The sequence below is a fragment of the Clostridium sp. CM037 genome, from assembly GCF_055081095.1.
Genome location: NZ_CM143650.1, coordinates 1344961 through 1365620 on the forward strand (window position 1 = coordinate 1344961; position 20660 = coordinate 1365620).

20 protein-coding genes are annotated in these 20660 nt (G+C 30.5%); 10 read left to right on the plus strand and 10 right to left on the minus strand.

Annotated elements, in window-relative coordinates; translation table 11 throughout:
* Positions 1-23: 23 nt before the first annotated feature.
* The gene (locus tag ACWJKP_RS06255) at positions 24-740 is read right to left on the minus strand and encodes a CoA transferase subunit A (RefSeq protein WP_165414091.1); all 717 of its coding nucleotides are present in this window, start codon (positions 738-740) and stop codon (positions 24-26) included.
* 709 nt (positions 741-1449) lie between these two features.
* Between ACWJKP_RS06255 and ACWJKP_RS06260 the strand changes: the two genes are divergently transcribed.
* Positions 1450-1905, plus strand: a complete 456-nt coding sequence (locus tag ACWJKP_RS06260) for a DUF3052 domain-containing protein (RefSeq protein ID WP_165414092.1) — start codon at positions 1450-1452, stop codon at positions 1903-1905.
* A gap of 118 nt (positions 1906-2023) precedes the next feature.
* On the opposite strand, the gene ACWJKP_RS06265 is transcribed toward ACWJKP_RS06260, so the two are convergent.
* From ACWJKP_RS06265 to ACWJKP_RS06280, 4 genes are all read right to left on the minus strand, one after another.
* Positions 2024-2932 (minus strand): DNRLRE domain-containing protein, encoded by a 909-nt coding sequence (locus ACWJKP_RS06265; protein ID WP_165414093.1) that lies wholly within the window; start codon positions 2930-2932, stop codon positions 2024-2026.
* A gap of 111 nt (positions 2933-3043) precedes the next feature.
* Positions 3044-4462 (minus strand): IS1182 family transposase, encoded by a 1419-nt coding sequence (locus ACWJKP_RS06270; RefSeq protein WP_224578694.1) that lies wholly within the window; start codon positions 4460-4462, stop codon positions 3044-3046.
* A gap of 172 nt (positions 4463-4634) precedes the next feature.
* On the minus strand, positions 4635-4976 hold the full coding sequence (locus ACWJKP_RS06275; protein WP_165414849.1) for a hypothetical protein: 342 nt from the start codon (positions 4974-4976) through the stop codon (positions 4635-4637).
* Positions 4977-5051: 75 nt separating this feature from the next.
* Complete coding sequence (locus tag ACWJKP_RS06280; protein WP_224579217.1) at positions 5052-5420, minus strand: YmaF family protein; 369 nt, start codon at positions 5418-5420, stop codon at positions 5052-5054.
* Positions 5421-6134: 714 nt separating this feature from the next.
* On the opposite strand from ACWJKP_RS06280, the gene ACWJKP_RS06285 reads away from it, so the two are divergent.
* From ACWJKP_RS06285 to ACWJKP_RS06310, 6 genes are all read left to right on the plus strand, one after another.
* A complete protein-coding gene (locus tag ACWJKP_RS06285) occupies positions 6135-6899 on the plus strand; it encodes a CPBP family intramembrane glutamic endopeptidase (RefSeq protein WP_165414847.1) in 765 nt (254 codons plus the stop codon).
* Positions 6900-8123: 1224 nt separating this feature from the next.
* Complete coding sequence (locus tag ACWJKP_RS06290) at positions 8124-8507, plus strand: hypothetical protein (protein WP_165414846.1); 384 nt, start codon at positions 8124-8126, stop codon at positions 8505-8507.
* Positions 8508-8575: 68 nt separating this feature from the next.
* Positions 8576-8746 (plus strand): hypothetical protein, encoded by a 171-nt coding sequence (locus ACWJKP_RS06295; RefSeq protein WP_165414845.1) that lies wholly within the window; start codon positions 8576-8578, stop codon positions 8744-8746.
* Positions 8747-9167: 421 nt separating this feature from the next.
* On the plus strand, positions 9168-9779 hold the full coding sequence (locus tag ACWJKP_RS06300; protein ID WP_224579215.1) for a condensation domain-containing protein: 612 nt from the start codon (positions 9168-9170) through the stop codon (positions 9777-9779).
* The gene (locus ACWJKP_RS06305; protein ID WP_165414843.1) at positions 9761-10153 is read left to right on the plus strand and encodes an acetyl-CoA carboxylase biotin carboxyl carrier protein; all 393 of its coding nucleotides are present in this window, start codon (positions 9761-9763) and stop codon (positions 10151-10153) included. The genes ACWJKP_RS06300 and ACWJKP_RS06305 overlap by 19 nt, the downstream gene beginning before the upstream one ends.
* Positions 10154-10279: 126 nt before the next feature.
* Complete coding sequence (locus ACWJKP_RS06310; RefSeq protein WP_224579004.1) at positions 10280-12355, plus strand: thioredoxin domain-containing protein; 2076 nt, start codon at positions 10280-10282, stop codon at positions 12353-12355.
* Positions 12356-12555: 200 nt separating this feature from the next.
* Here the strand turns inward: ACWJKP_RS06310 and ACWJKP_RS06315 are convergent, their stop codons facing one another.
* Positions 12556-12717, minus strand: coding sequence for a hypothetical protein (locus ACWJKP_RS06315; RefSeq protein ID WP_165415094.1), 162 nt, complete (start codon positions 12715-12717; stop codon positions 12556-12558).
* A gap of 105 nt (positions 12718-12822) precedes the next feature.
* On the minus strand, positions 12823-14193 hold the full coding sequence (locus tag ACWJKP_RS06320) for an ISNCY family transposase (RefSeq protein WP_462961669.1): 1371 nt from the start codon (positions 14191-14193) through the stop codon (positions 12823-12825).
* A gap of 629 nt (positions 14194-14822) precedes the next feature.
* On the opposite strand from ACWJKP_RS06320, the gene argS reads away from it, so the two are divergent.
* Both argS and ACWJKP_RS06330 read left to right on the plus strand, forming a co-directional pair.
* A complete protein-coding gene (gene argS / locus ACWJKP_RS06325; protein ID WP_165414908.1) occupies positions 14823-16547 on the plus strand; it encodes an arginine--tRNA ligase in 1725 nt (574 codons plus the stop codon).
* A gap of 173 nt (positions 16548-16720) precedes the next feature.
* Positions 16721-17440, plus strand: coding sequence for a ribonuclease H-like domain-containing protein (locus ACWJKP_RS06330; protein ID WP_165414909.1), 720 nt, complete (start codon positions 16721-16723; stop codon positions 17438-17440).
* 63 nt (positions 17441-17503) lie between these two features.
* Here the strand turns inward: ACWJKP_RS06330 and ACWJKP_RS06335 are convergent, their stop codons facing one another.
* The 3 genes from ACWJKP_RS06335 to ACWJKP_RS06345 are packed head-to-tail and all read right to left on the minus strand — an operon-like array spanning position 17504 to position 19736.
* A complete protein-coding gene (locus tag ACWJKP_RS06335; protein WP_165414910.1) occupies positions 17504-17659 on the minus strand; it encodes a FeoB-associated Cys-rich membrane protein in 156 nt (51 codons plus the stop codon).
* Between the two features lie 55 nt (positions 17660-17714).
* Positions 17715-19478: a ferrous iron transport protein B gene (gene feoB, locus ACWJKP_RS06340; RefSeq protein ID WP_165414911.1), complete on the minus strand. Its 1764-nt coding sequence runs from the start codon at positions 19476-19478 to the stop codon at positions 17715-17717.
* A 33-nt stretch (positions 19479-19511) separates the two neighbouring features.
* Positions 19512-19736: a FeoA family protein gene (locus tag ACWJKP_RS06345; protein WP_165414912.1), complete on the minus strand. Its 225-nt coding sequence runs from the start codon at positions 19734-19736 to the stop codon at positions 19512-19514.
* 229 nt (positions 19737-19965) lie between these two features.
* On the opposite strand from ACWJKP_RS06345, the gene ACWJKP_RS06350 reads away from it, so the two are divergent.
* The gene (locus ACWJKP_RS06350) at positions 19966-20643 is read left to right on the plus strand and encodes a ribonuclease H-like domain-containing protein (protein ID WP_462961677.1); all 678 of its coding nucleotides are present in this window, start codon (positions 19966-19968) and stop codon (positions 20641-20643) included.
* The last annotated feature ends 17 nt before the right edge of the window (positions 20644-20660 follow it).

Genomic DNA, 20660 nt, shown 5'->3' on the forward strand with positions numbered 1-20660 from the left:
CTCCTTTGATTTATAAAAAACAATTATTTTAATTGATTAGAACGAACCCACAAATTAGTATATACTTGTTTATGTTCATCAAATGAATAGCCTTGTACAACGGCTTGTACAAATACACTTGGTGTACCTACGCATTCAGGTTCAATACCACCAGCATCAACTATTTCATTCACTTCGGCTACTGTATAGTCTGCACCCATTGCCATAATTGGATTGGTATTAATGGCTAAGCCACGATATTGTATATTTCCTAATCTATCGCCTTTATAGCCTTTAATAAATGCAAAATCAGCCTTCAGCGGCAATTCAATTAAATACATTTTATCCTCTATTATAAGTTTTTGTTTACCGTATTCAACTAATGTACCTACACCGGTAGGGGTAAGAACACCACCTAACCCAGAACCACCTGCTCTAATTTTTTCAACAAGACTACCCATTGGAAAGTATTCAATTTCAATATCTCCGTTTTTAAATTGCTCCAACGCAAGCTTGCAAGTGCTAGAATGGGCAGTTATTAATTTTTTAACTTGCCTGTTTTTGTACAATCGTGCAATGTCAAAATCCTGACCGGGATAAGAGTTAACTACTGATATTATAGTTAACTCTTTAACACCTTTTTCTACTAATTTGTCAATTGCTTTAAGCGGTGCACCCACCCCTAGAAAGCCACCAAACATAATTGTCGCTCCATCGTGAACCTTTTCCATTACTTCATCTAAATCCATAACTTTGTTCATGAAATTATCCCCTTTCACTAATAGCTTGATATATAAACTTATAATGTCTCGGTTAAATCATCTCCTACGGAGCTGAAATGTCGTTAAATTTATGGGGGTATATTTTTATTAGCGTACGAAATATCTATTTTCGCGTACACGGCCCATAGTATATCTTTTCGGTATAGTTTTATTAGTAAGATTAGGTATGCATAACTAATTTTTATTGCATACCTAATCTTCTTCATCTACTAGTTGTCTAAAATTTATACTTTATAGTTCTGCATTTAAATTCTTTTGTACTTTTGTCATAGCACTATGCACAAAAGGTTGGATCAATTACACATCTACTAACACACACTTAGCCATCCATTATTTCTATACATCTAAGCAATGTGGGTTACTGCTACAACTGTGTTGTAAGGAATTCACTTAAATGTACATATAAACTATATATATTTATAATACTATAAATGAATGAAAATTATTACATTAATTTCAATATAACAAAAAAACATCTATGCAATCTCCTGTTACAATTAAGTCACGACACAAAACATAACTAAGGAGAAAATATAAATGTTTAGAAACCCAATTCTAACAAAGTCATCAGCAATATACAAATTTTTAATTGAATTAAAGATAACCCTTTATAGTACAACGCCCGCGTCAAAGGTGTTACAAGGGATTTAGTACATTGTACACTAGAGATCAAAAGGAGGAATATTTTATGAATCCAATTTTTAAAAAATTAGGATTAACTAATCAAAATCCAGTTCTTATTTTAAATGCTCCAAATGAGTACAGAAAAATAATGGAAAACATTGAAATGCAGGTGCATGAAGAAATTGCAGGTAAATACAAATTTATACAAATATTTGCTCGAGATTTCGCTCAAGCCAAAAATTATGCGGGTAAAGCAATTCAAGCGTTAGAAGATGATGGACACTTATGGTTATGCTATCCAAAGGGAGCTTCTAAAAAGTATAAATCAGATATTAATAGAACAAAATCATGGGATATATTTAGTCCATATGAATTTGAACCAGTATCTCAAGTATCTATTGATGATGATTGGTCAGCAATGCGTTTCCGTCATGTTGATAATATAAAGACAATGAAAAGAAAAACTGCAGCTACTGAAAAGGGAAAGGAACGAATAAAGGACAATAAAGGTTGTAAATAGGTATTACTGTACACGATTTACATATATATTGTAAATATGTAATTGTTAGTTTAATAGCTGACATCATCTAGAAATGGATTATTTGTGAGCTACTACCACTTCTATAAGTGGTGGTAGTTCACAGAAATAGTTCTAAATTTCCTTTATAAGCTCCATAAAAATCTACATTTTCAGTATCTCCTGGATTTGCTTTTAGAAGAACAGGAATATTATAAATTTTGTCTATTGCAAGTGGAGTATTGCTTGAAGAATTATCGTATTCATCAGTAATATAATAATTATCAGCATGACCAGTACCGTTTCTAGTTACCGCCAGTTTTACAATTGCTTCATATATTGCCATTGGTGCAACTATTCCGGTAACTTTAACCTGTCTTGTTGTCGGTATTCCAGGATTTGGATTAGAATTGCAATTGCAGGGACAAGGATAATATATTACCTTCATTGAAGTATGATTTTCGATATTATGATTACATTCATCTTTACAACTAGTATGTTTTTCTTGTATTACGATAGTATTTTTTATACAATAAATTACTTTTATAAATGGAATTAAATTGCTATCATTACACATGGCCGAACCAAAGTTAGTGATAAAATCATTATTTTTTTTACACAGAATTATACCCTTGTTTGAATTTGAATTCTTGAACCATAGCGAAACAATCTTAGTGAGATTCGATGTAACTGATATTTTAGAAGTTATGGGATATATGCTACCTTCAATAAGATGGTTAACTTTCGGAGGATTTTTATAGGTAGTGTAATTGCTAAAATAATCAAAAAGCGGATATATATTAATACATTTTTTTTTATTTTTATAAAAGTTATCAGTTTTAAATAATACAATTTCTGCATTGGTTATTTCAGCATTATTTGGTATTGTGGAGATATCAAAAAATAAAAGGCTTGAATAAGTATATACTCCATCATTTCCTACGGTTATATAATCTTTATTTATGTTTCCAGTAGGAATTTTATTTGTTAATGTAAGACTTTTAGTTGATGGTATTATAATACTTTCCACTGTTGTTACACTCCTTATCTTATAACACAAACAAAGCCTGCCAAGGCTTTGTTTCAGGTTGTTTACAAACCCAGTATAATTTTTTTATTATACTGGGCTTTTTACATGCAATTATGCGATAGCATTTTGAGTTATGGATAAATTTAAAATAACAACTATGTTCTTAGTTAGAAAATCAAAAAACCTTAAAGATAGCAGGCTAGCTATCTTTTTCATATTCTGCACTGCTGCTGTAAGCAGACACTGCTCTTGCACATTTTCTAATCCACGCATATGGCAATAGCGAAGCCCATGCAGTTGTTTTGAATCTGCGAAGCTTCGCTCTATAGTTTCTTTTCTTCTTCTATATATATTTCTGCCTTTATCTGTTCTGGTGAACTTTACAACATCTTCTTTATACGTTTCCCAAACATGTCTTCTAATAGTTTTAAACTTGCTTTTTGCAGAAAAGCATTGAGCTCTGTTTGGACATATGTCGCAATATTTTGCATTACCAACATATTCTTTATATCCTTCTCTTGTTGTTGTTTTATAATGTAAAGCCCTTAAGTCAGGGCATACGTAAATGTCCTGCTCTTTAACATATTGGAATTTATTTTTTGTGTACATTCCTTTTGTATGTGGAGACCTACGGTATCCCATTACAGATTTTAATTCCCTCTCATATAGTTTTTTACATATAAGATTTGTAGCATAACCAGCATCTGCACCAACATATTTTGTATTAAAATTAAACTTTTTTATTTGCACATCTAATCTATCGATATAAGGATCAACATCATTTATGTTTCCAGGAGTAACATACACATCAGTAATTATATTATGTCTGCTATCGACAGTTCTGTGATCTAAATATGAGAAGCCTTCCGGCTTGCCATCTCTCATCATATATCCACTGTCGGGGTCGGTTGTGCTAACTTTAGTTTCTTTTATTTTGGTAACAGGTTCTTTTTCTTTTAAAGGTTTTTTACCATGGTTTATTCTATCTTCTTCCACTGCTTTATTAAGTTCAGCTACATATTCTTTCGGCGTTTTTTCAACTTCAATTTTCACAAGCTTTCGCTTATTAGCATTTGCTTTTAGGTGTGTAGAATCTGTGTAAAGTATTTTACCGGTTACCATCTTAAGATTTATAGCCTTAAATACTACTTCGTCAAATATTTTTTGAAACACATCTGTTCCTTTAAATCGTCTACGTCTATTTTGGCTAATTGTTGAATGATCTGGAATAGTATCAGTAAGACTTAGCCCTAGGAACCATCTATAAGCCACATTTACTTCAATTTCCTTTACAAGTTGTCGTTCAGATTTTATTCCAAATAAGTACCCAATAAACAGCATTTTAAAAAGTAGAATGGGATCTACGCCAGGTCTTCCATTATCTAAGCAGTAATATTTTTTAGTCAGTTCTCTTATAAAAGAGAAATCCATGTATTTATCTATATTTCTCAAAATATGGTCTTTAGGAACTAAATCTTCTAAATACACCATTTCTAGTTTTTGTTGTGTGAAGTTTTTTTCATTAATCATAATAATGCCCTCCGAATTATAAAGTTTGTATACTATATATATTCGACATTGATGTCCTAAAATCCTTTTTGAATATGAAAAAAACACTCCAATTTTAAATTAGAGTGTTTTACATTTTATGTTTGTCAACGGTCTGAAACAAAGCCTGCCAAGGCTTTGTTTGTGTTTATTATTATGCTATTGGAATCATAGCTCCTTCAAAAGATCCACCATCTCCAGAGATTAATAATGTCACTGGCTTTGGTGTTGATAAAAGCTCATTAGCTGTTAGTCTGGGGGTAATTGCCATATATACTTCGTCGGGTGTAGTCGAGAAGTCTGCACCAGCAAGATACTCCTTTGTTACATAAAAATATCTATGAGTAGGCGTAAGCGGAGTAGTAATATTATCTAGAACATCCAAAGTTATAGTTACTGCATAGGTTGGAGAATCAGTACCAATCTTACCAGTAAGCTGTATTTCTTGAACAGAAGCAGTTTTAGGGCTTCCAAAATCTAAAGTTAGTGCTGCCATATATAAAGACTCCTTATTTTTAATTTAAGCTTTTTATTGCTCAATACATAGTATTGAATTTCTAGTATTTTGTGACTAAAAAGGAGTATTTATACTATTTTTTTCTTCGAGTATTGGGGAGTCTATAAGTGTAACAAATATTAATTTATGGGAATGGAAATCATTTACGGATGTAGTGATTTTTACTAAATGAACATGTTTTCCATTACCAACAGGTATCTGAAGGCCAGAAGTTGCTTTGAAATAATGTAAGTGATCAAAACAATCTGTTCTTGACTTAACTTTATGAATATGTCCACCTGAAACAGATATTGCAGGACTGGATACTCCAGCAAATCTATGATTAGGAGGTGTTTCCTCTAATTCAGCTATTGTAGTGCTACCTTCAAACTCATGGACATGAAATTGTTTTTTTTCGGAATCACAATGATCTTTATCATCGATATTGTCATTAAGTTTTTTTTCGAAATCACAATGATCTTTATCATCGATATTGTCATTAAGTTTTTTTTCGAAATCACAATGATCTTTATCATCGATATTGTCATTAAGTTTTTTTTCGAAATCACAATGATCTTTATCATCGATATTGTCATTAAGTTTTTTTTCAAAATCACAATGATCTCTATCATCGATATTGTCATCAAGTTTTTTTTCAAAATCACACTGGTCTTTAACGTCGACTATATCATCATGTTTTTCTTCAAAATCACACTGGTCTTCACAATCGTCTTTTTCGACACACCAATCTTCAGGATGATACTTTGTTTCTATATTTGGCATAACATCGCTCCTTAGATTATTTAGTATATAATACGTAGATTGATTAAAAACGATACTAAAAGTAAAAAAATAGAAGAGGTAGTCTATATTATCTCATTGAAATTTAGATATGCTTAATGTAACATAAATACAATTGAGTTATGATAAGCATGGGATATCATTGCAAACGAAGAGGTTACTACTCCTTAAGGTGGATGTACCGATTTGATTACGGTACAAAAAAGACCGTGTCTATTTTGCCCGTGGTAAAATAATGTTATAATCTTCATAAGAGTTGCTTCGCAAGTGTAGATTATTGTGAAGAATAGCAAGGATTTAAATATATAAAACAAAGATAGTGTTTACACTATCCAAACATAGAAGGAGGTGTTGTCAATGAGTAGGAGGACTAAAAAAGTATTGTACTTTGTAATGTTGACATATATTATTACACTTTTATTTTATTTAATACTTCAGGTTATTGGAGGGAAATCAAGTCCGATTGCTGTCGATTTATTAGGAGTACCAATGATTCTACCTTTTATCTCAGTTATTATTGTACAAAAATTTATCTTCAAACAGAAATTAAAAGGTTGTCTTGGCATTTCTTTTAGACCTAATTCTTGGTTTTTATTTTCAATATTATTACCTATGTTAATGGCATTGGTTATTAATGTAATTAGTATTATCCAGTTTAACAACATAATTTTTTCGAAAAAAACATTTATAATAAATATAATAATTGGTCTGTCTATTTCAGCTGTTTCAGCATTAATAGAAGAATTAGCGTGGAGAGGTTTTTTGTTTAATGAGTTGAAACATATAGGTATGATTAAATCATCATTACTTATAGGCTTTATATGGGCAGTGTGGCATACTCCTGTTAGCATATGGTATAAGTATCCCAATAATTCGATTAAAGGGGCAATTATTAATTTTATACAAATGTTTGTTATATCTATAATTATTACTTATATTCGTGAAAAGTCAGAATCTATATTTGCAGCGGCTATCATGCATGGAATGTTTAATACAATGATTTTATCAAGTAATATGGATGATTTTAAAGTTGTGGTAATAAAGATTTTATCGGGTATGTTGGTTATAACTGTATTGTTTACATACAATTTTTATAAAAAAAAACCGTATCTCTGTTGTTAGTAGCTTAGTGCAGGCACAGAAGTTCGAAAGCTATAAGAAAAATAAGCGTATAGATTTGCAACCTAATTACATATTAAAAAATTATTATACTTCTTTTATAAAGAGTGGATTTTATCCTATATTTAGGGTTAAAATCCACTCTTTATTTTTTTGAGGTAATCAAAAAAATTGAAGCTGGATCAGTATCATATGCTAAATATCTTCCATAACTTCAAAACATCGATTGCATAATTCATGTATAAGGAATAAAAAAGGTATGGTTGCTGATGCTTATGTATAATTATAGGCAAATATGTATTATATTCAATTTAATTTGCAAATTTTGATATAATATGTTATATTCTTAGAAAGAAGTTTATAATTTGAAATTAATAGAATTATTAGGTCGAAACATAAAAGTGTAATCAGATGAGAATTTTCTAAAAAACATAAGTTACATAAGATTTAGATTAGAAATAGACTTTTAGTTTCAGTCATAATATCACTCATTATAAAAGAAAGAGTACTTAAAAGGTAGCTTTAAATATAAAGAAGATTTATTTAGGACATCAATTGGAGAAATGATAATAAGAACAAAAATGTGTAGTATATTAGGTGTTTCCAATAAAGACCTTAAGTTTTTTTAAAATAATTATGGTAAGCCATAAATAATAAAGAGATATATTTTAATATATCTCATTCAGGAGAATGAGTTTATCTATTCCGCTAGATAGTTTTGAGATATCAAAAGACAAGCTTGAATATAGAAAACAGGGATAGTTATAAACTACCATTAGATAGATTTAAAGAATTAATATTAAAATATGAACTAACTACATCAAATGAAATTTTATAAATAATGAAATAATGGATTTTTTTTCTATTTTAAGGGCGGATTTTAAAATCGGAGACACATATAATTATATAAAAAAAGGAAAAAAATAGAGAGTGATATGACAGTATCGGTAGGAACTAAGGATGAGAGTATGAGTATAGATGAAGCCAACGTATGGGAAGAACTTGTAACTTCAAATTTTAGATTCAAAAAGTTTAACAGTGGTATTTTTTTATAAACGATTATGAAGACGATATCATAGAAGATATAAATAATACTTTACTTTCCAAAATGAATTAAAATATATGGCATATTTTAAATTAATTCAGTACGTTAATAATTTTTACTAGTACATATTTAAAAAGTTAATTAGCAGCAATTTAATTAATGGGTGAATTACTTCAGATTTAATGAAAAAAATGCGTTATACATCTTTAGCAAATAAAATTTTCGTGGATATAGATGGGCTACCAAAAGAAGTACAGGATAGAAAAATACAAATGGCAAATAAAAATGCTGGAAGCAATGAAATGAAAAGAGAAATTGATATGTTGAATAGAAATGGAGAGAAAATTAAATCAGGTATAAGACCTACGGAAATTGATTTAATCAGTTTTAGTTCTGTAAATAACGGATATGAAAATTGGGAGGCTGTTCAAAGTGATTTAGAGAGCTATTTTAGTCTGAAAAGCAAGGTTGTTTATAGTGATTGTGACCATTATATTCATCACAAAAAATATAAGGATATAGCAAAAACAGTAGTTGGATTTTATAAACTAGTTCTTAAGAAATAATATATTTTATAAAAATTTAAAAGGGGATATGTCAATGATAAATATAGTAGAGAGCAGAGAAAAGAGGTATGGGTAATATATTAAGGTTTTTTTCAGCTATAGTTTCAATTGTATTAAATAAGTACAATAATTCTAATGTTTTTATAGGAGTTAAATCTAACACTGGTAGATATGTACCTGTATTTGCAGACTTTGAAAATAACTCAACATTTGTGAGAATTGGGATATTTATTTTCTAGGAAGACGTGATTATCAGGTGAAAATATGAGGCTTTAGAATTGAGACTCAAGAAATAGAAGATAAAGTTTTAAAACTTGAAGGTGTTAATCAAAAAAAATATGATGTTGTAACTGGGGAGGTAGATTTATCACCAGTTCAAAAACGTTTCGTTGATACTTATGATTCAAGATTGTACTTTAATCAAGCTATTATGGTTTTCAGAGAAGAATGCTTTAAATTAGATTTAGTAAGAAAATCATTTAAATATATAGTGAGTCAACATGATATGTTGAGAGCAAGATTTTCAACATGAAATGAAGGCGTTAAGCAAGTTATTGGAGAAGTTGAAGATGATTATTTTATAATAGAAGAGTTTAAAGTATTTGATGAAGTTAATGAGGAACAACTTATAGGTGAAATTGTTGAAGTATTCATCAAAAAATTAATTTATCATCAGAGTTAATACATCTTGCTGTAATAAAAACCAAGAGAGGCGATCATTTAATGATAGCTATGCATCATTTGATTGTAGACGGTGTGTCTTGGCGCATAATATTTAAAAATTTCATAGAGGCATACGAAAACATTTGTAAAGGAATTAGTTACTTTGAGCAAAATTATATAACTCTTCAGGGGGAAATTGATGTTGAAGCATTAAAAAAGGCATATTGTATGCTTATTAAAAATTGTGATATTTTTAGAACAGTATTTATGTATGAAAATCTACAAGAACCACGTCGAATTGTCAAAAAGTCTGAAAATACACAAATAAATTTTAAATTTGAAGATATTTCAACTGATAACACTTTTGATGAAAAAAATAGGATAATTGATAAGTATTGTATAAAAGGTAAAAAAGAATGTTTTAATTTACAAGCAGGGCCTCTTATGAGGATAAAATTATTTAAACTTGATGAAATATCTTACCGTCTTATATTGAGTGATCATCATATATTAATGGATGGCTGGAGTATGGCTATTGTATTTAAAGAAATTTTTGAAAATTATGAATCAATAACAGGAGTTAAATCAAAATGGACATTAATATATTAAAAAAAATTATTAATCAAATGGAACAGTCATCAATTTCATATTTAGAATATAAAGATAGTAACATAAGTTTAAAACTTGCAATGCAAAAAAAACATAACATAAATGATGAAATTGCATGCACTATAAAAAATAAAGATATTTATTTAATAAAATCAAAGTATGTTGGAATTGTAAAAATCATAGATAATGAAAGCCATCAATCATTTGTTACTCTAGGACAAATGGTTGAAATAGGTGATTTATTGTGCGTTATAGAATATCTAAACTTGTTTATTCAAATAAAATCTTGTGTATGTGGATATGTTAGTGAAATATGTGTTAAAAATCAATCAATGATTCAATATGGCGAAGTTCTATTTAAGATTGTTATGTAAGAGTTAAATTTAAGGAATTAAATAAAGAAGTAACAAGGTTATGTTGCTTCTTTATTTTTATGGACTTAAAGTAGTTACATTGGGCATAATATCGTTAATACATATTTGATAGGAGTTGTTGTAGCCATGACTAAACTAGGCACTATTAAACAAAACAGAAAACCTAACAGATTAATTAATGAAAAGTCTCCATACCTTCTGCAACATGCATATAACCCAGTAAATTGGAAACCCTGGGGTGAAGACGCCTTTGCCAAAGCTAAAGCAGAAGATAAACCAATATTTCTTTCAAGTGGATATTCTACTTGTCATTGGTGTCATGTAATGGAGAAAGAATCTTTTGAAAATGAAGAAGTAGCAGCTATTTTAAATAAATACTTTGTATCAATAAAAGTAGATAGAGAGGAACGCCCAGATATAGACAGTATTTATATGACCGTATGCCAAACTTTAACTGGAAGTGGTGGATGGCCCTTAACTATTTTTATGACACCAGATAAAAACCCATTTTATGCTGGTACATATTTTCCAAGGGAAAGTAGACATAGAATGCCAGGCATAAAGGAGGTACTGAATTCTATCGCACAGCAGTGGAATGAAGAAAGAGAGAATATTGTAGCATCTAGTGAAAAAATAGTAGAGCATATAAAAAGCATTAATAAAAAGGTTAATCTAGTAGAACTAGGAGAAGGAATAGGCGAGGATGAAATACATAATGCATATAATAGCTTCAAGGGTGTATTTGATTGTGATTATGGTGGATTTGGAAGGTCTCCAAAATTTCCAGCGCCTCATAACTTGCAATTTTTATTGAAATACTGGAGAAATTATAATGAGCCTAAAGCATTAGAGATGGTAGAAAAAACTTTGGAAGCTATGTATGAGGGCGGGATTTTCGACCATATAGGGTTTGGATTCTCAAGGTATTCCACAGATGGGAAATGGCTCATACCTCACTTCGAAAAAATGTTATATGATAATGCACTTTTAGCTACAGTATATATTGAGGCTTTTGAAGCTACAGGCAAAGTATTCTACAAACAAGTAGCTGAAAAAATATTTATTTATATCTTAAGGGATATGACCTCTCCAGAGGGTGGCTTTTACTCAGCAGAGGATGCAGATAGTGAGGGAGAAGAAGGCACATATTATTTATTAACATTAAAGGAAATAGGTTTAGTTTTAGGTGAGGAGCCTTATGAAACCTATTGTAAACGCTACAATATAACGGTTGAAGGTAATTTTGAAGGTAGGAATATTCCAAATCTTATTGGCAAAAAAAGTAGCTCTAAGATGGATGAAGAAATAGAACGCAAATTAGAAGAGATGAGACAAAAGTTATTTGAATATAGGGAAAAAAGAATTCATCCATATAAGGATGACAAGATATTAACTTCCTGGAATGGACTTATGATTGCGGCGCTCGCTTATGGTGGAAGAGTTTTTGAAAATAGCGATTATATTACCCAGGCAGAAAAGGCTATGGATTTTATTTTAAGTAACATGATTAATGAAAAAGGAAGATTAATGGCTAGATACAGAGAAGGCGAAATAGCCCATTTAGGCTATTTAGAGGATTACGCCTTCCTTGTGCATGCTCTAATTGAGTTATATGAAGCTACTTTTAATGTGAAATACTTAGCTAGAGCAATAGCGTTTAATGAAAATATGCTTAAGTTGTTTAAAGATGAAGAGCAAGGTGGATTGTTTTTATATGGAGTTGACGGAGAAGAACTAATTGTTAGGCCAAAAGATATATATGATGGTGCTATGCCATCAGGTAATTCAGTGGCTACTTTAAATATGTTAAGGCTTGCTAGATTAAGTGGTAATAGTGAATTAGAAAATGAGGCATACGGGCAATTTGAGGCTTTTGCTTCAAAGGTTAAAACTATAGAAAGTGCTCATGCTTATTTTATGACGGCACTATTATATAGCAAGATACCAGGAAAGGATATTATTATCGCAGGAGAGGGGCAGGGTAGTGTTACTAAAGCTATGATTAAAGAGATTAATAGTAATTACCTCCCATTTGCTACAGTAGTAATAAACACTGGCGATGAAAGGTTAAATTCTATTAATAATGAGTTAAGAGCACATAAACCTTTGCAGGGAAAGACTACTGCCTATATTTGTGAGAATTTTACTTGCAAAGAGCCAATTACTGATTTGAAAAAATTCTCTGAGTATATTAAGATTTAATAATATAAAAACAAATTGTAAAAAAATGTCAAGCATTTTTGAAAATGTCCCAAAATATTTAAAACATTAGCACCAGTTTTTCTGGTGCTTTTACATTGATTTTGATTACCTAATGCATGTTGTGCAAACTGGATATAAGATTATTTAGTTACTTTGAAATTTCTCCTAAAATCTTTCCTAAATATCTTTTAGCCGTAGGCTTATAATTTTTGATGCATTAAAGCATCTCCTTCTGAAATGTCATTAAAACTGAAAAATTGTTTTTGAGGGTATGCAAGAATCCTTCCATTTATATTAGCGTAGCTAGTGAATGGGAATCCAGTTATTTTTGTCAATTTGATTTTATTAGCTTTTGCTTCCATTGGCCAGTTTCTTAATCTATTATTGAGATATGTTTTGGGTTCACTTAATAAACCTTAGAAGATTGTCTTTTTCAAAGATCTAAAATGAACAGATTTTTAGTGTTCCTATGCTACATTATCGCTGCGGTGAGCCTGTTTATTTAGATACCGCTCAAAAGAATCTTGTTTCCAAGGATGACTCATTGGTGGTATGTAGCGTTTTCTAGGTTGGTCATTTGGAACAACTAAATCAAAGTTCTTAGAGGAAAGTTTATGCCCTGGTAATAAATCTAGCGCATAAACCTTTTCATCTACACACAAGAAAATCTCGTCACTAAATGCCTGAATTACCATTCCAGATGTTCCTTTGCGATAATGTACAGGATGACCATTGGAATCTATAGGTAAATAGTAATTCTTTTTAAATTTGATACAGCTTCCGTTATCTACCTTCCTACTAGTCAATACGGCAAGAGTTAAGTTGATTTTTTCATTATCTGGTTGCATTTCAAAGACAGATTTGATATCATCAACAGGTAATGCAAACTGAGCATTGAATTCTTTTATGTAGGAGTTTAAGAATTCGTTTGCTTGCTCAATTGTGTTTATACCAGCTAGTCGCATTTCCAAGGGGAGGCGTGATTGTAACGTCTGAAACATTCTTTCTACGCGTCCCTTGGCTTGTGCAACACTACTGGTTCTAATTTCTATACCCAATTGTTTACACGCATAGCTAAACTGTGTAAATGTGTCCTCTTCAACTGAAGGGGATTTTTTTTGTTTATATTCAAATACAGTACGTCTATCAGTGAATAACATGTAGGGAATACCATAGTCAGTAAGCACTTGGTGTAGTACATGATAGTATCCGTTTAAAGTTTCCTGTGGATCGAAATAAGCCCCCATAATAGCGCCAGTGGCATCATCTACAGCGATATGCAACTGACTTTTTTCATTACCGAACCAAAGATGTACCGAAGCATCCATTTGAAGCATTTCACCTGTATAAGCACATCTTGGACGTCTAGGATGTGCATCCTCGGCAGCAATTATGGAACTTTGAATTTCAGCAATTTCTTTAATAGAATTAGTTGTTTTTTGTAGTTCTTTTAATTCTGCCTTGATCCTTTTTCTTGTAGCACGCTTCGCCTTAGGGGACAGGATGAAATCCTGTATAAGGATAGAGTGAATAGTGCTAGTAGAAACCGTTATATTGTGATGTTTTTTTAGTAATTCAGAAAAGTGAGTAAAATTGGCTTCAGAGTATTTGGTACGGTATAAATCCAGGATTAACTGCTTTGTATTAACAGTGAGGGCATGTGAGGGCTTCCGCCCTCGATTACCATGAATAAAGAATTCCTTTCCACTTTCTTTATATCCCTTAACCATTCTGTTAATATGCCTAACTGAACAATTGAGAGCTATAGCTGCTCGCTTTTTATTTCCATCTGTTTCTACTAATTTTTTTATAGTAGAGTACTTATCTATTTCTTCCATAGTTAAATTCACCTTTCTCATTATCGGCACCTCATTTCTAGTCATGAGGTTTATTATACAATGTTTTCATATTTGGGACATAATCAAATGTGGTATAGTAAGACATTATCATAAATCAATCATATAATATAAAAACAAATTGTAAAAAAATTGACAAATATGTACTGTAGTGATATAATTTAAGTTATTATTGAGTAATTATATAATCATATAATCATTAAATTCCATGAAAAGGACAGTACTTTCTTATTAATCTTAAAGCGAGCAAGGGTAGAGTGTAAGCCTTGTAAGGTATAGGAAGTTAAGTGGGCAACTATTTAACAAAATTAGTATTAAATTAATTTTAGGAAGAGAACCTTGGAGAAGCTGCCTGAACTAGTTAAAAGTATTTTTGACTCTTATAGGGTAAGCCGCGAGTAGCGTTAACACATTGAGTGGACTTTATAGTCAACTAGAGTGGTACAGCGGAAGTATAACCCGTCTCTTTATTTAGAGATGGGTTTTTGTTATATTACAATATATATGGATTTTGAAATTAGGATTACACTTAATAAGTGTATCAAGTGAAATGCAGCGCAGGAGGGATAACAATTGTTATCTACCGCAGAGCAATACAGGAGGGAATTTTTATGGATTATAAAAAAATAGTTGCAGAAAGAATTAAACAATTGGTGGAGCTAGATGTAGAAACAATAGAGAAGTTAATTGAAATACCCCCAAGACCTGAAATGGGAGAGTTTGCTTTTCCGTGTTTTCAATTAGCAAAAACTATGAAAAAAGCGCCTAATATGATAGCTAATGACCTAAAAGGAAAAATTGAAAATGAGGGTTTTGAAAAAATAGAGTGCTTTGGTCCTTACTTAAATTTCTTCCTAGACAAAGGAGTATTTATTAAAAATACTATAGAAAAAATATTAGAAGAGGGAGAAAGCTATGGTTCATCTAAAATAGGTGAAGGTAAGAATATGATAGTAGAGTATTCATCACCTAATATAGCAAAGCCATTTCACGTAGGACATTTATTCACTACAGTTATAGGTAACTCTTTATATAAGATACTTTCTTTTGAAGGATATAATTGTACTGGAATTAATCATCTCGGGGATTGGGGAACACAATTTGGTAAGCTTATTTACGCCTATAGAAACTGGGTAGACGAAGATGCATTAGAAAAAGAGCCTATTAATGAATTATTAAGAATTTATGTGAAATTCCATGAAGAGGCTGATATTGACCCAACACTTAATGATGAAGCAAAAATGTATTTTAGGAAATTAGAAGACGGTTGCGTTGATGAAGTTAAGCTTTGGACTAAATTTAGAGACTTAAGCCTAGTAGAGTTTAAGAAACTTTACAAAACTTTAAATGTTGAATTTGATTCTTATGCTGGGGAAAGTTTTTACTGTGATAAAATGGATGACATAATAAAAGACATAGATTCAAAGGGCCTACTTGTAGACAGTAATGGAGCTAAAGTTGTAATGCTCGATGAGTACAATATACCACCTTGCATAATTAAAAAATCAGACGGTGCTACAATTTATGCTACTCGTGATTTAGCTGCAGCAACTTACAGAAAGAAGACTTATGATTTTCATAAAAATATTTATGTAGTTGGAAAAGATCAAGCTCTTCATTTTAAACAAGTATTTACTACTTTAAAGCTTATGGGCAATGAGTGGGCAGATGATTGTGTGCATGTACCTTTTGGCACAGTAAGATTTGCAGATAAAAAATTATCTACAAGAAAAGGCGATGTTATTTTCTTAGATGAATTATTAGATCAAGCAGTGGTTAAAACTCTTGAAGTAATAAATGAAAAAAATCCAGAGCTTGAAAACAAAGAAGATGTAGCTAAAAAAGTAGGAATAGGTGCTATTGTATTCACTTATTTAAAAAATCATAGAGAAAGAGATATTGTCTTCAATTGGGAAGAAATGCTTAGCTTTGATGGAGAAACAGGTCCTTATGTGCAATATACTTATGCAAGAGCAAAAAGCATATTAAGAAAAGTTGGAGAAAATAGCAATAAACCTGAAACTAATGAAGTTAGAACTAATGTAGAACCTGATTATAATAAATTAAATTCTAAAGAAGAATTTGAACTTGTTAAGCAGTTAGAAGGTTTCCAAAGTGCAATTATGGCTGCTATTGATAAATTAGAACCATCTATGGTTACAAGATATGTTATTGAGGTAGCAAAGGCATTTAATAAATTTTATAATCAGCACAATATATCAAATTTAGAAGATGAATCGAATAAAAAAGCAAAAATTAAAATGGTAGAATCTACTTGCCAAGTAATCAAGAACGCGTTAAACCTTATAGGGATAGAAGTTGTAGACAGAATGTAGCATATACTCGGTATTCCTTTGGATTTGCGTTATTGCAATTATTTGCAATAACGCTGTTTTTAATGTATTATTAGATTATAGAAAAATGTAAAACTTGTTTAGAATTATTTAGCAAATAAAAAACACATTTGTTGTAATAGATACTTTTCTTTTTTTATAGATTAGGGGGAACTATGTTTATCAAAAAATACAAAATTAAGGTTATTTTGCCTAACGAAATTTTCACCAAATATAAGATGGACACTATTGCGTATTTAGATATTGAAGCTACAGGGTTCGATATGGAATATGATAAAATAGTATTGATATCTTTAGGGTATTACTTAAACAAAGATGAATTTGAAATCGTTCAATATTTTGCGGAGGCGCCAAGCGACGAGGAGAGTCTTTTGAAAGAACTTAAGAAAGCGATGGGTAATTTTAAAAGATGGTGTTCTTATAATGGAACAGCCTTTGATGAGCCCTTCATAATTAGAAAGATGTACAGATATAATCTTGGGTTTAGAATGCCAAGGGAACATATAGATTTATTTAGGATTATAAGACCTTTTCATAAAAAAATGGGAATTAAAAATTGCAGTTTAAAAAGTGTAGAGCAGTTCACTGGTATTAACAGAAAAGATGAAATAAATGGGGCTATGTGGGTTGAACTATATAATGAATACCTAGTAAAACATGATGAAAAGTCTAAGGAAATTCTTATGCTTCATAATTATGAGGATGTTGTGAATTTGCCTAAAATTTTCAATGTAGTTGATATTATTGAAAATGATTTGGATCTTAAGAGAAAAGAAAAATTAGCTAAAAAACAAATGGCTTTTTTGAAAAGTAATAGAACCACTAATGAACCACTAAAAATGGTGAGTACCAGGTTATCTATATTAGCAAAATAGTGCAGAGTTAAGATTAAAAAAAACAGTGGTATAGTACAAAAATGTACTATACCACTGCTTTTTTTATTGAATTTTATTGGGGGGCTTTATCTCACAACTATGGCTACAGCCTTTACAGCCATTTCCACAACCACAATCACCACTTGCTTGCTTTTTTATATTAGAATACAAGATATATCCAGCTACAACTATAATCACACCAACAATAATAAATTCCACGCTAGCATCACCTCTTTATATTTTATACTATATATTTTATGCTATAAATTTTTTATTATCCAATTATAATACTACCTACATTAAATATTATAAAAGAAACTATCCAAGCTAATAGCAATTGATATGTTAAAGAAAAAATTGCCATTTTATTTCCATATTCCTTTTTCATAGTTGCGATTACCGATACACAGGGAGTATATAATAATACGAAAACTAAGAAACTATAAGCCGATAGTGGCGTAAAATAATTAGCTAAAATATGTTTTAAATTACCTCCATATATAACACCCATTGTACCTACAACTACTTCCTTAGCCATAAGACCAGTTAAAAGTGCTACCGAATTTTGCCATGAAGCAAATCCAAGTGGTATAAATACTGGATTTATAAATTTTCCTATTGAAGCTAAAAAGCTAATGTTTATATCAACCATACCTGTAGTATTGAAATTTGATAAAAACCATATTATTACGGAAATTGAGAAAATTATAGTGCCGGCTTTCTTTAAGAAGCCTTTACCTTTTTGCCAAGTGTGTATTAATAAGCTCTTTGGTTCTGGTAATTTATATACAGGTAATTCTATAATAAAAGGTTCTTCATCCTTTTTGAATAAAGTATTTTTAAATAGTAGGCCAATTCCAAAGGCTAAACCAATACCTAGTAAGTATAATGAAAATACCATGAAGGTTTCTCTTCCAGGAAAAAATATTGATGCAAACAATGCATAAACTGGAAGCCTGGCATTGCAGGACATAAGAGGAACTAAAAGTGCTGTTAATTTTCTGTCTTTATCACTCTCTAGAGTTCTAGCAGACATTATAGCTGGAACAGAGCAACCGAAACCAACAATTAAAGGAATAAAAGCTTTACCTGATAAGCCCATTTTTCTCATTAACTTATCCATTATAAAAGCAGCTCTTGCCATGTATCCACTGTCTTCTAAAAATGAGATACCTAAGAATAATGTCAATATAACCGGTAAAAATACTATTACGGAACCAACTCCGCCTACGATACCATCAATTAGTAGAGAAGAAAACCAAGCGCTGTTACTCGCAAGTACAATACGTAAAAATGGAACGAAAAAATCATTAAGCAAACTATCTAGAAGATCAGCTAAAGGTTGTCCAACCCATGTAAATGTAAACATAAAAATTAAAAATAAACTTCCGAAAAATAGCGGATAAGCAAGTATTCTATTAAGCACAATTTTATCTATTTTTTCTGTAATAGAAGCTTTATTATCAGTGTTTTTATTAGTAATTGATTTTAATAAACATTCAATGTAATCATAAGTTTCTTTTTCATCTTTAAATTTTAGACTGTTTGTAGAAGTGGTAATATAATCCTTTTTGAGGAGGCAATCGCGAACATCAGAAATACCTTTACCTTTTGAAGCTACTATAGGTATTATTTTTACCCCTAGTTTTTGTTCTAAAAGTTTTAAATTAATGTCTATTCCCTTAGATATTGCTACGTCTATCATGTTTAATACTAAAATTATCGGTTTGTTAAATTGTTTTAATTGAGTTGTAAGGTATAAATTTCTATCAAGGCTCGATGCATCAACAATATTTACAATTACATCTACGTTACTGCTTTGCAAAAATTCCTTGGAAACTTTTTCTTCGTTTGAATAAGTGTCCATGGCATAAATACCAGGCAAGTCAACAATTTTAATTTTATTAGCTATAAAGCCTTCTTTTTTTTCTACGGTCACTCCAGCCCAATTACCTACGTATTGGTTAGAACCTGTAAGTGCATTAAATAGAGTTGTTTTGCCAACATTAGGATTACCTAGTAAAGCAGCAGTAATCATTCAAATCCTCCTTATTATATCTCGCTATAATAATTATGCAATTTTTATAGATATATTTTTAGCGTCATTTTTTCTAATGGCTAAATTGAAACCGCGTAAATTTATAATTATAGGATCCCCTAGAGGTGCAGTAGCTACTAATTTAACTTCAGTACCTTCTATGAAGCCTAATGCGAGTAATCTTTTAGCAAATTTATCATCCCCGCAAACGGAGTCAATGAGCGCTTTATCTCCTGGCTTTAAATCGTAAATACTTATAATAATCACTCCTTAATGAAAACAATTCTCAATTGTAATTTTAACATGTTTATCTATTAGTGTCAATATGGAGTAACAAGAAAAATCATTAAATTTTAAAAATGATTTTATAAAATAGTGGAAATGTGATAACATATAAATAGAGCAGAGGTTTAAATTAGACATGTGCAAATTTACGGTTTTGCTTTTTAGAAAACTTAGTAAAAACTTAGTAGAAAAGAGTGATATTGTGATTACAAAACTTAGTAGTATTAAGGTAGGGGAAATTTCAGTGGAAGGGGCCCTTACTATAGACGGAAATAAGCAACTCTTTAAAGATGCATTGTTTTTTGATTTAGAACATTACATTTATAAAAAGCCCATATGTATAGGAGTTTTTGGGTGCTGCTATTATGATGAAATTTCAAATGAGTTAAAGGTTACCCAATATATGGCGGAAAATAAAAAAGATGCTATAGAAATATTATCTTTAGCTAAAAATTATTTTGAAGAAATGAAGATGAAGTATAATAAAAAATTCATCGTTACATTTTCAGGGAATAATGATTTTACAGTTATAAACTATTTGTTAAAAGCTCATAAAATAGATTTTATACTAGAAGGGTATTTTGGCGAAGTAGATTTGCAGAAATGTTATGAAAAAGCTGAAGGAACATGTATTGGGCTTAAAGCTCTAGAAAAGATATTTGAGATTGATCGCGAAAGTGAGGTAATTAGTGGCTCTAATTTAGCTAAAACCTTTGGTAAAATAGTAAAAGATGCTGACTATATAAATAGAATGCCTAAAGAAAAAAAAGAAAAAATATTATTATATAATCAACAAGATGTTGTTAGTTTATTTTATATATATGTTGATTGGTACAATAAAATACAGTTAAAAACTGAGGAAAGCATAGCACAGCAATAGCTGTGTTTTTTTATTAT

Excerpts from the sequence above, each read along its gene's own strand:
- ACWJKP_RS06310 (WP_224579004.1), top strand. The coding sequence starts at position 10,280 with ATGACTAAACTAGGCACTATTAAACAAAACAGAAAACCTAACAGATTA.
- argS (WP_165414908.1), top strand. The coding sequence starts at position 14,823 with ATGGATTATAAAAAAATAGTTGCAGAAAGAATTAAACAATTGGTGGAG.
- ACWJKP_RS06255 (WP_165414091.1), bottom strand. The coding sequence starts at position 740 with ATGAACAAAGTTATGGATTTAGATGAAGTAATGGAAAAGGTTCACGAT.
- ACWJKP_RS06330 (WP_165414909.1), top strand. The coding sequence starts at position 16,721 with ATGTTTATCAAAAAATACAAAATTAAGGTTATTTTGCCTAACGAAATT.
- ACWJKP_RS06290 (WP_165414846.1), top strand. The coding sequence starts at position 8,124 with ATGAAAAAAATGCGTTATACATCTTTAGCAAATAAAATTTTCGTGGAT.
- ACWJKP_RS06270 (WP_224578694.1), bottom strand. The coding sequence starts at position 4,462 with ATGATTAATGAAAAAAACTTCACACAACAAAAACTAGAAATGGTGTAT.
- ACWJKP_RS06305 (WP_165414843.1), top strand. The coding sequence starts at position 9,761 with ATGGACATTAATATATTAAAAAAAATTATTAATCAAATGGAACAGTCA.
- ACWJKP_RS06275 (WP_165414849.1), bottom strand. The coding sequence starts at position 4,976 with ATGGCAGCACTAACTTTAGATTTTGGAAGCCCTAAAACTGCTTCTGTT.
- ACWJKP_RS06315 (WP_165415094.1), bottom strand. The coding sequence starts at position 12,717 with ATGGAAGCAAAAGCTAATAAAATCAAATTGACAAAAATAACTGGATTC.
- ACWJKP_RS06285 (WP_165414847.1), top strand. The coding sequence starts at position 6,135 with ATGAGTAGGAGGACTAAAAAAGTATTGTACTTTGTAATGTTGACATAT.
- ACWJKP_RS06260 (WP_165414092.1), top strand. The coding sequence starts at position 1,450 with ATGAATCCAATTTTTAAAAAATTAGGATTAACTAATCAAAATCCAGTT.
- ACWJKP_RS06320 (WP_462961669.1), bottom strand. The coding sequence starts at position 14,193 with ATGGAAGAAATAGATAAGTACTCTACTATAAAAAAATTAGTAGAAACA.
- ACWJKP_RS06295 (WP_165414845.1), top strand. The coding sequence starts at position 8,576 with ATGGGTAATATATTAAGGTTTTTTTCAGCTATAGTTTCAATTGTATTA.
- feoB (WP_165414911.1), bottom strand. The coding sequence starts at position 19,478 with ATGATTACTGCTGCTTTACTAGGTAATCCTAATGTTGGCAAAACAACT.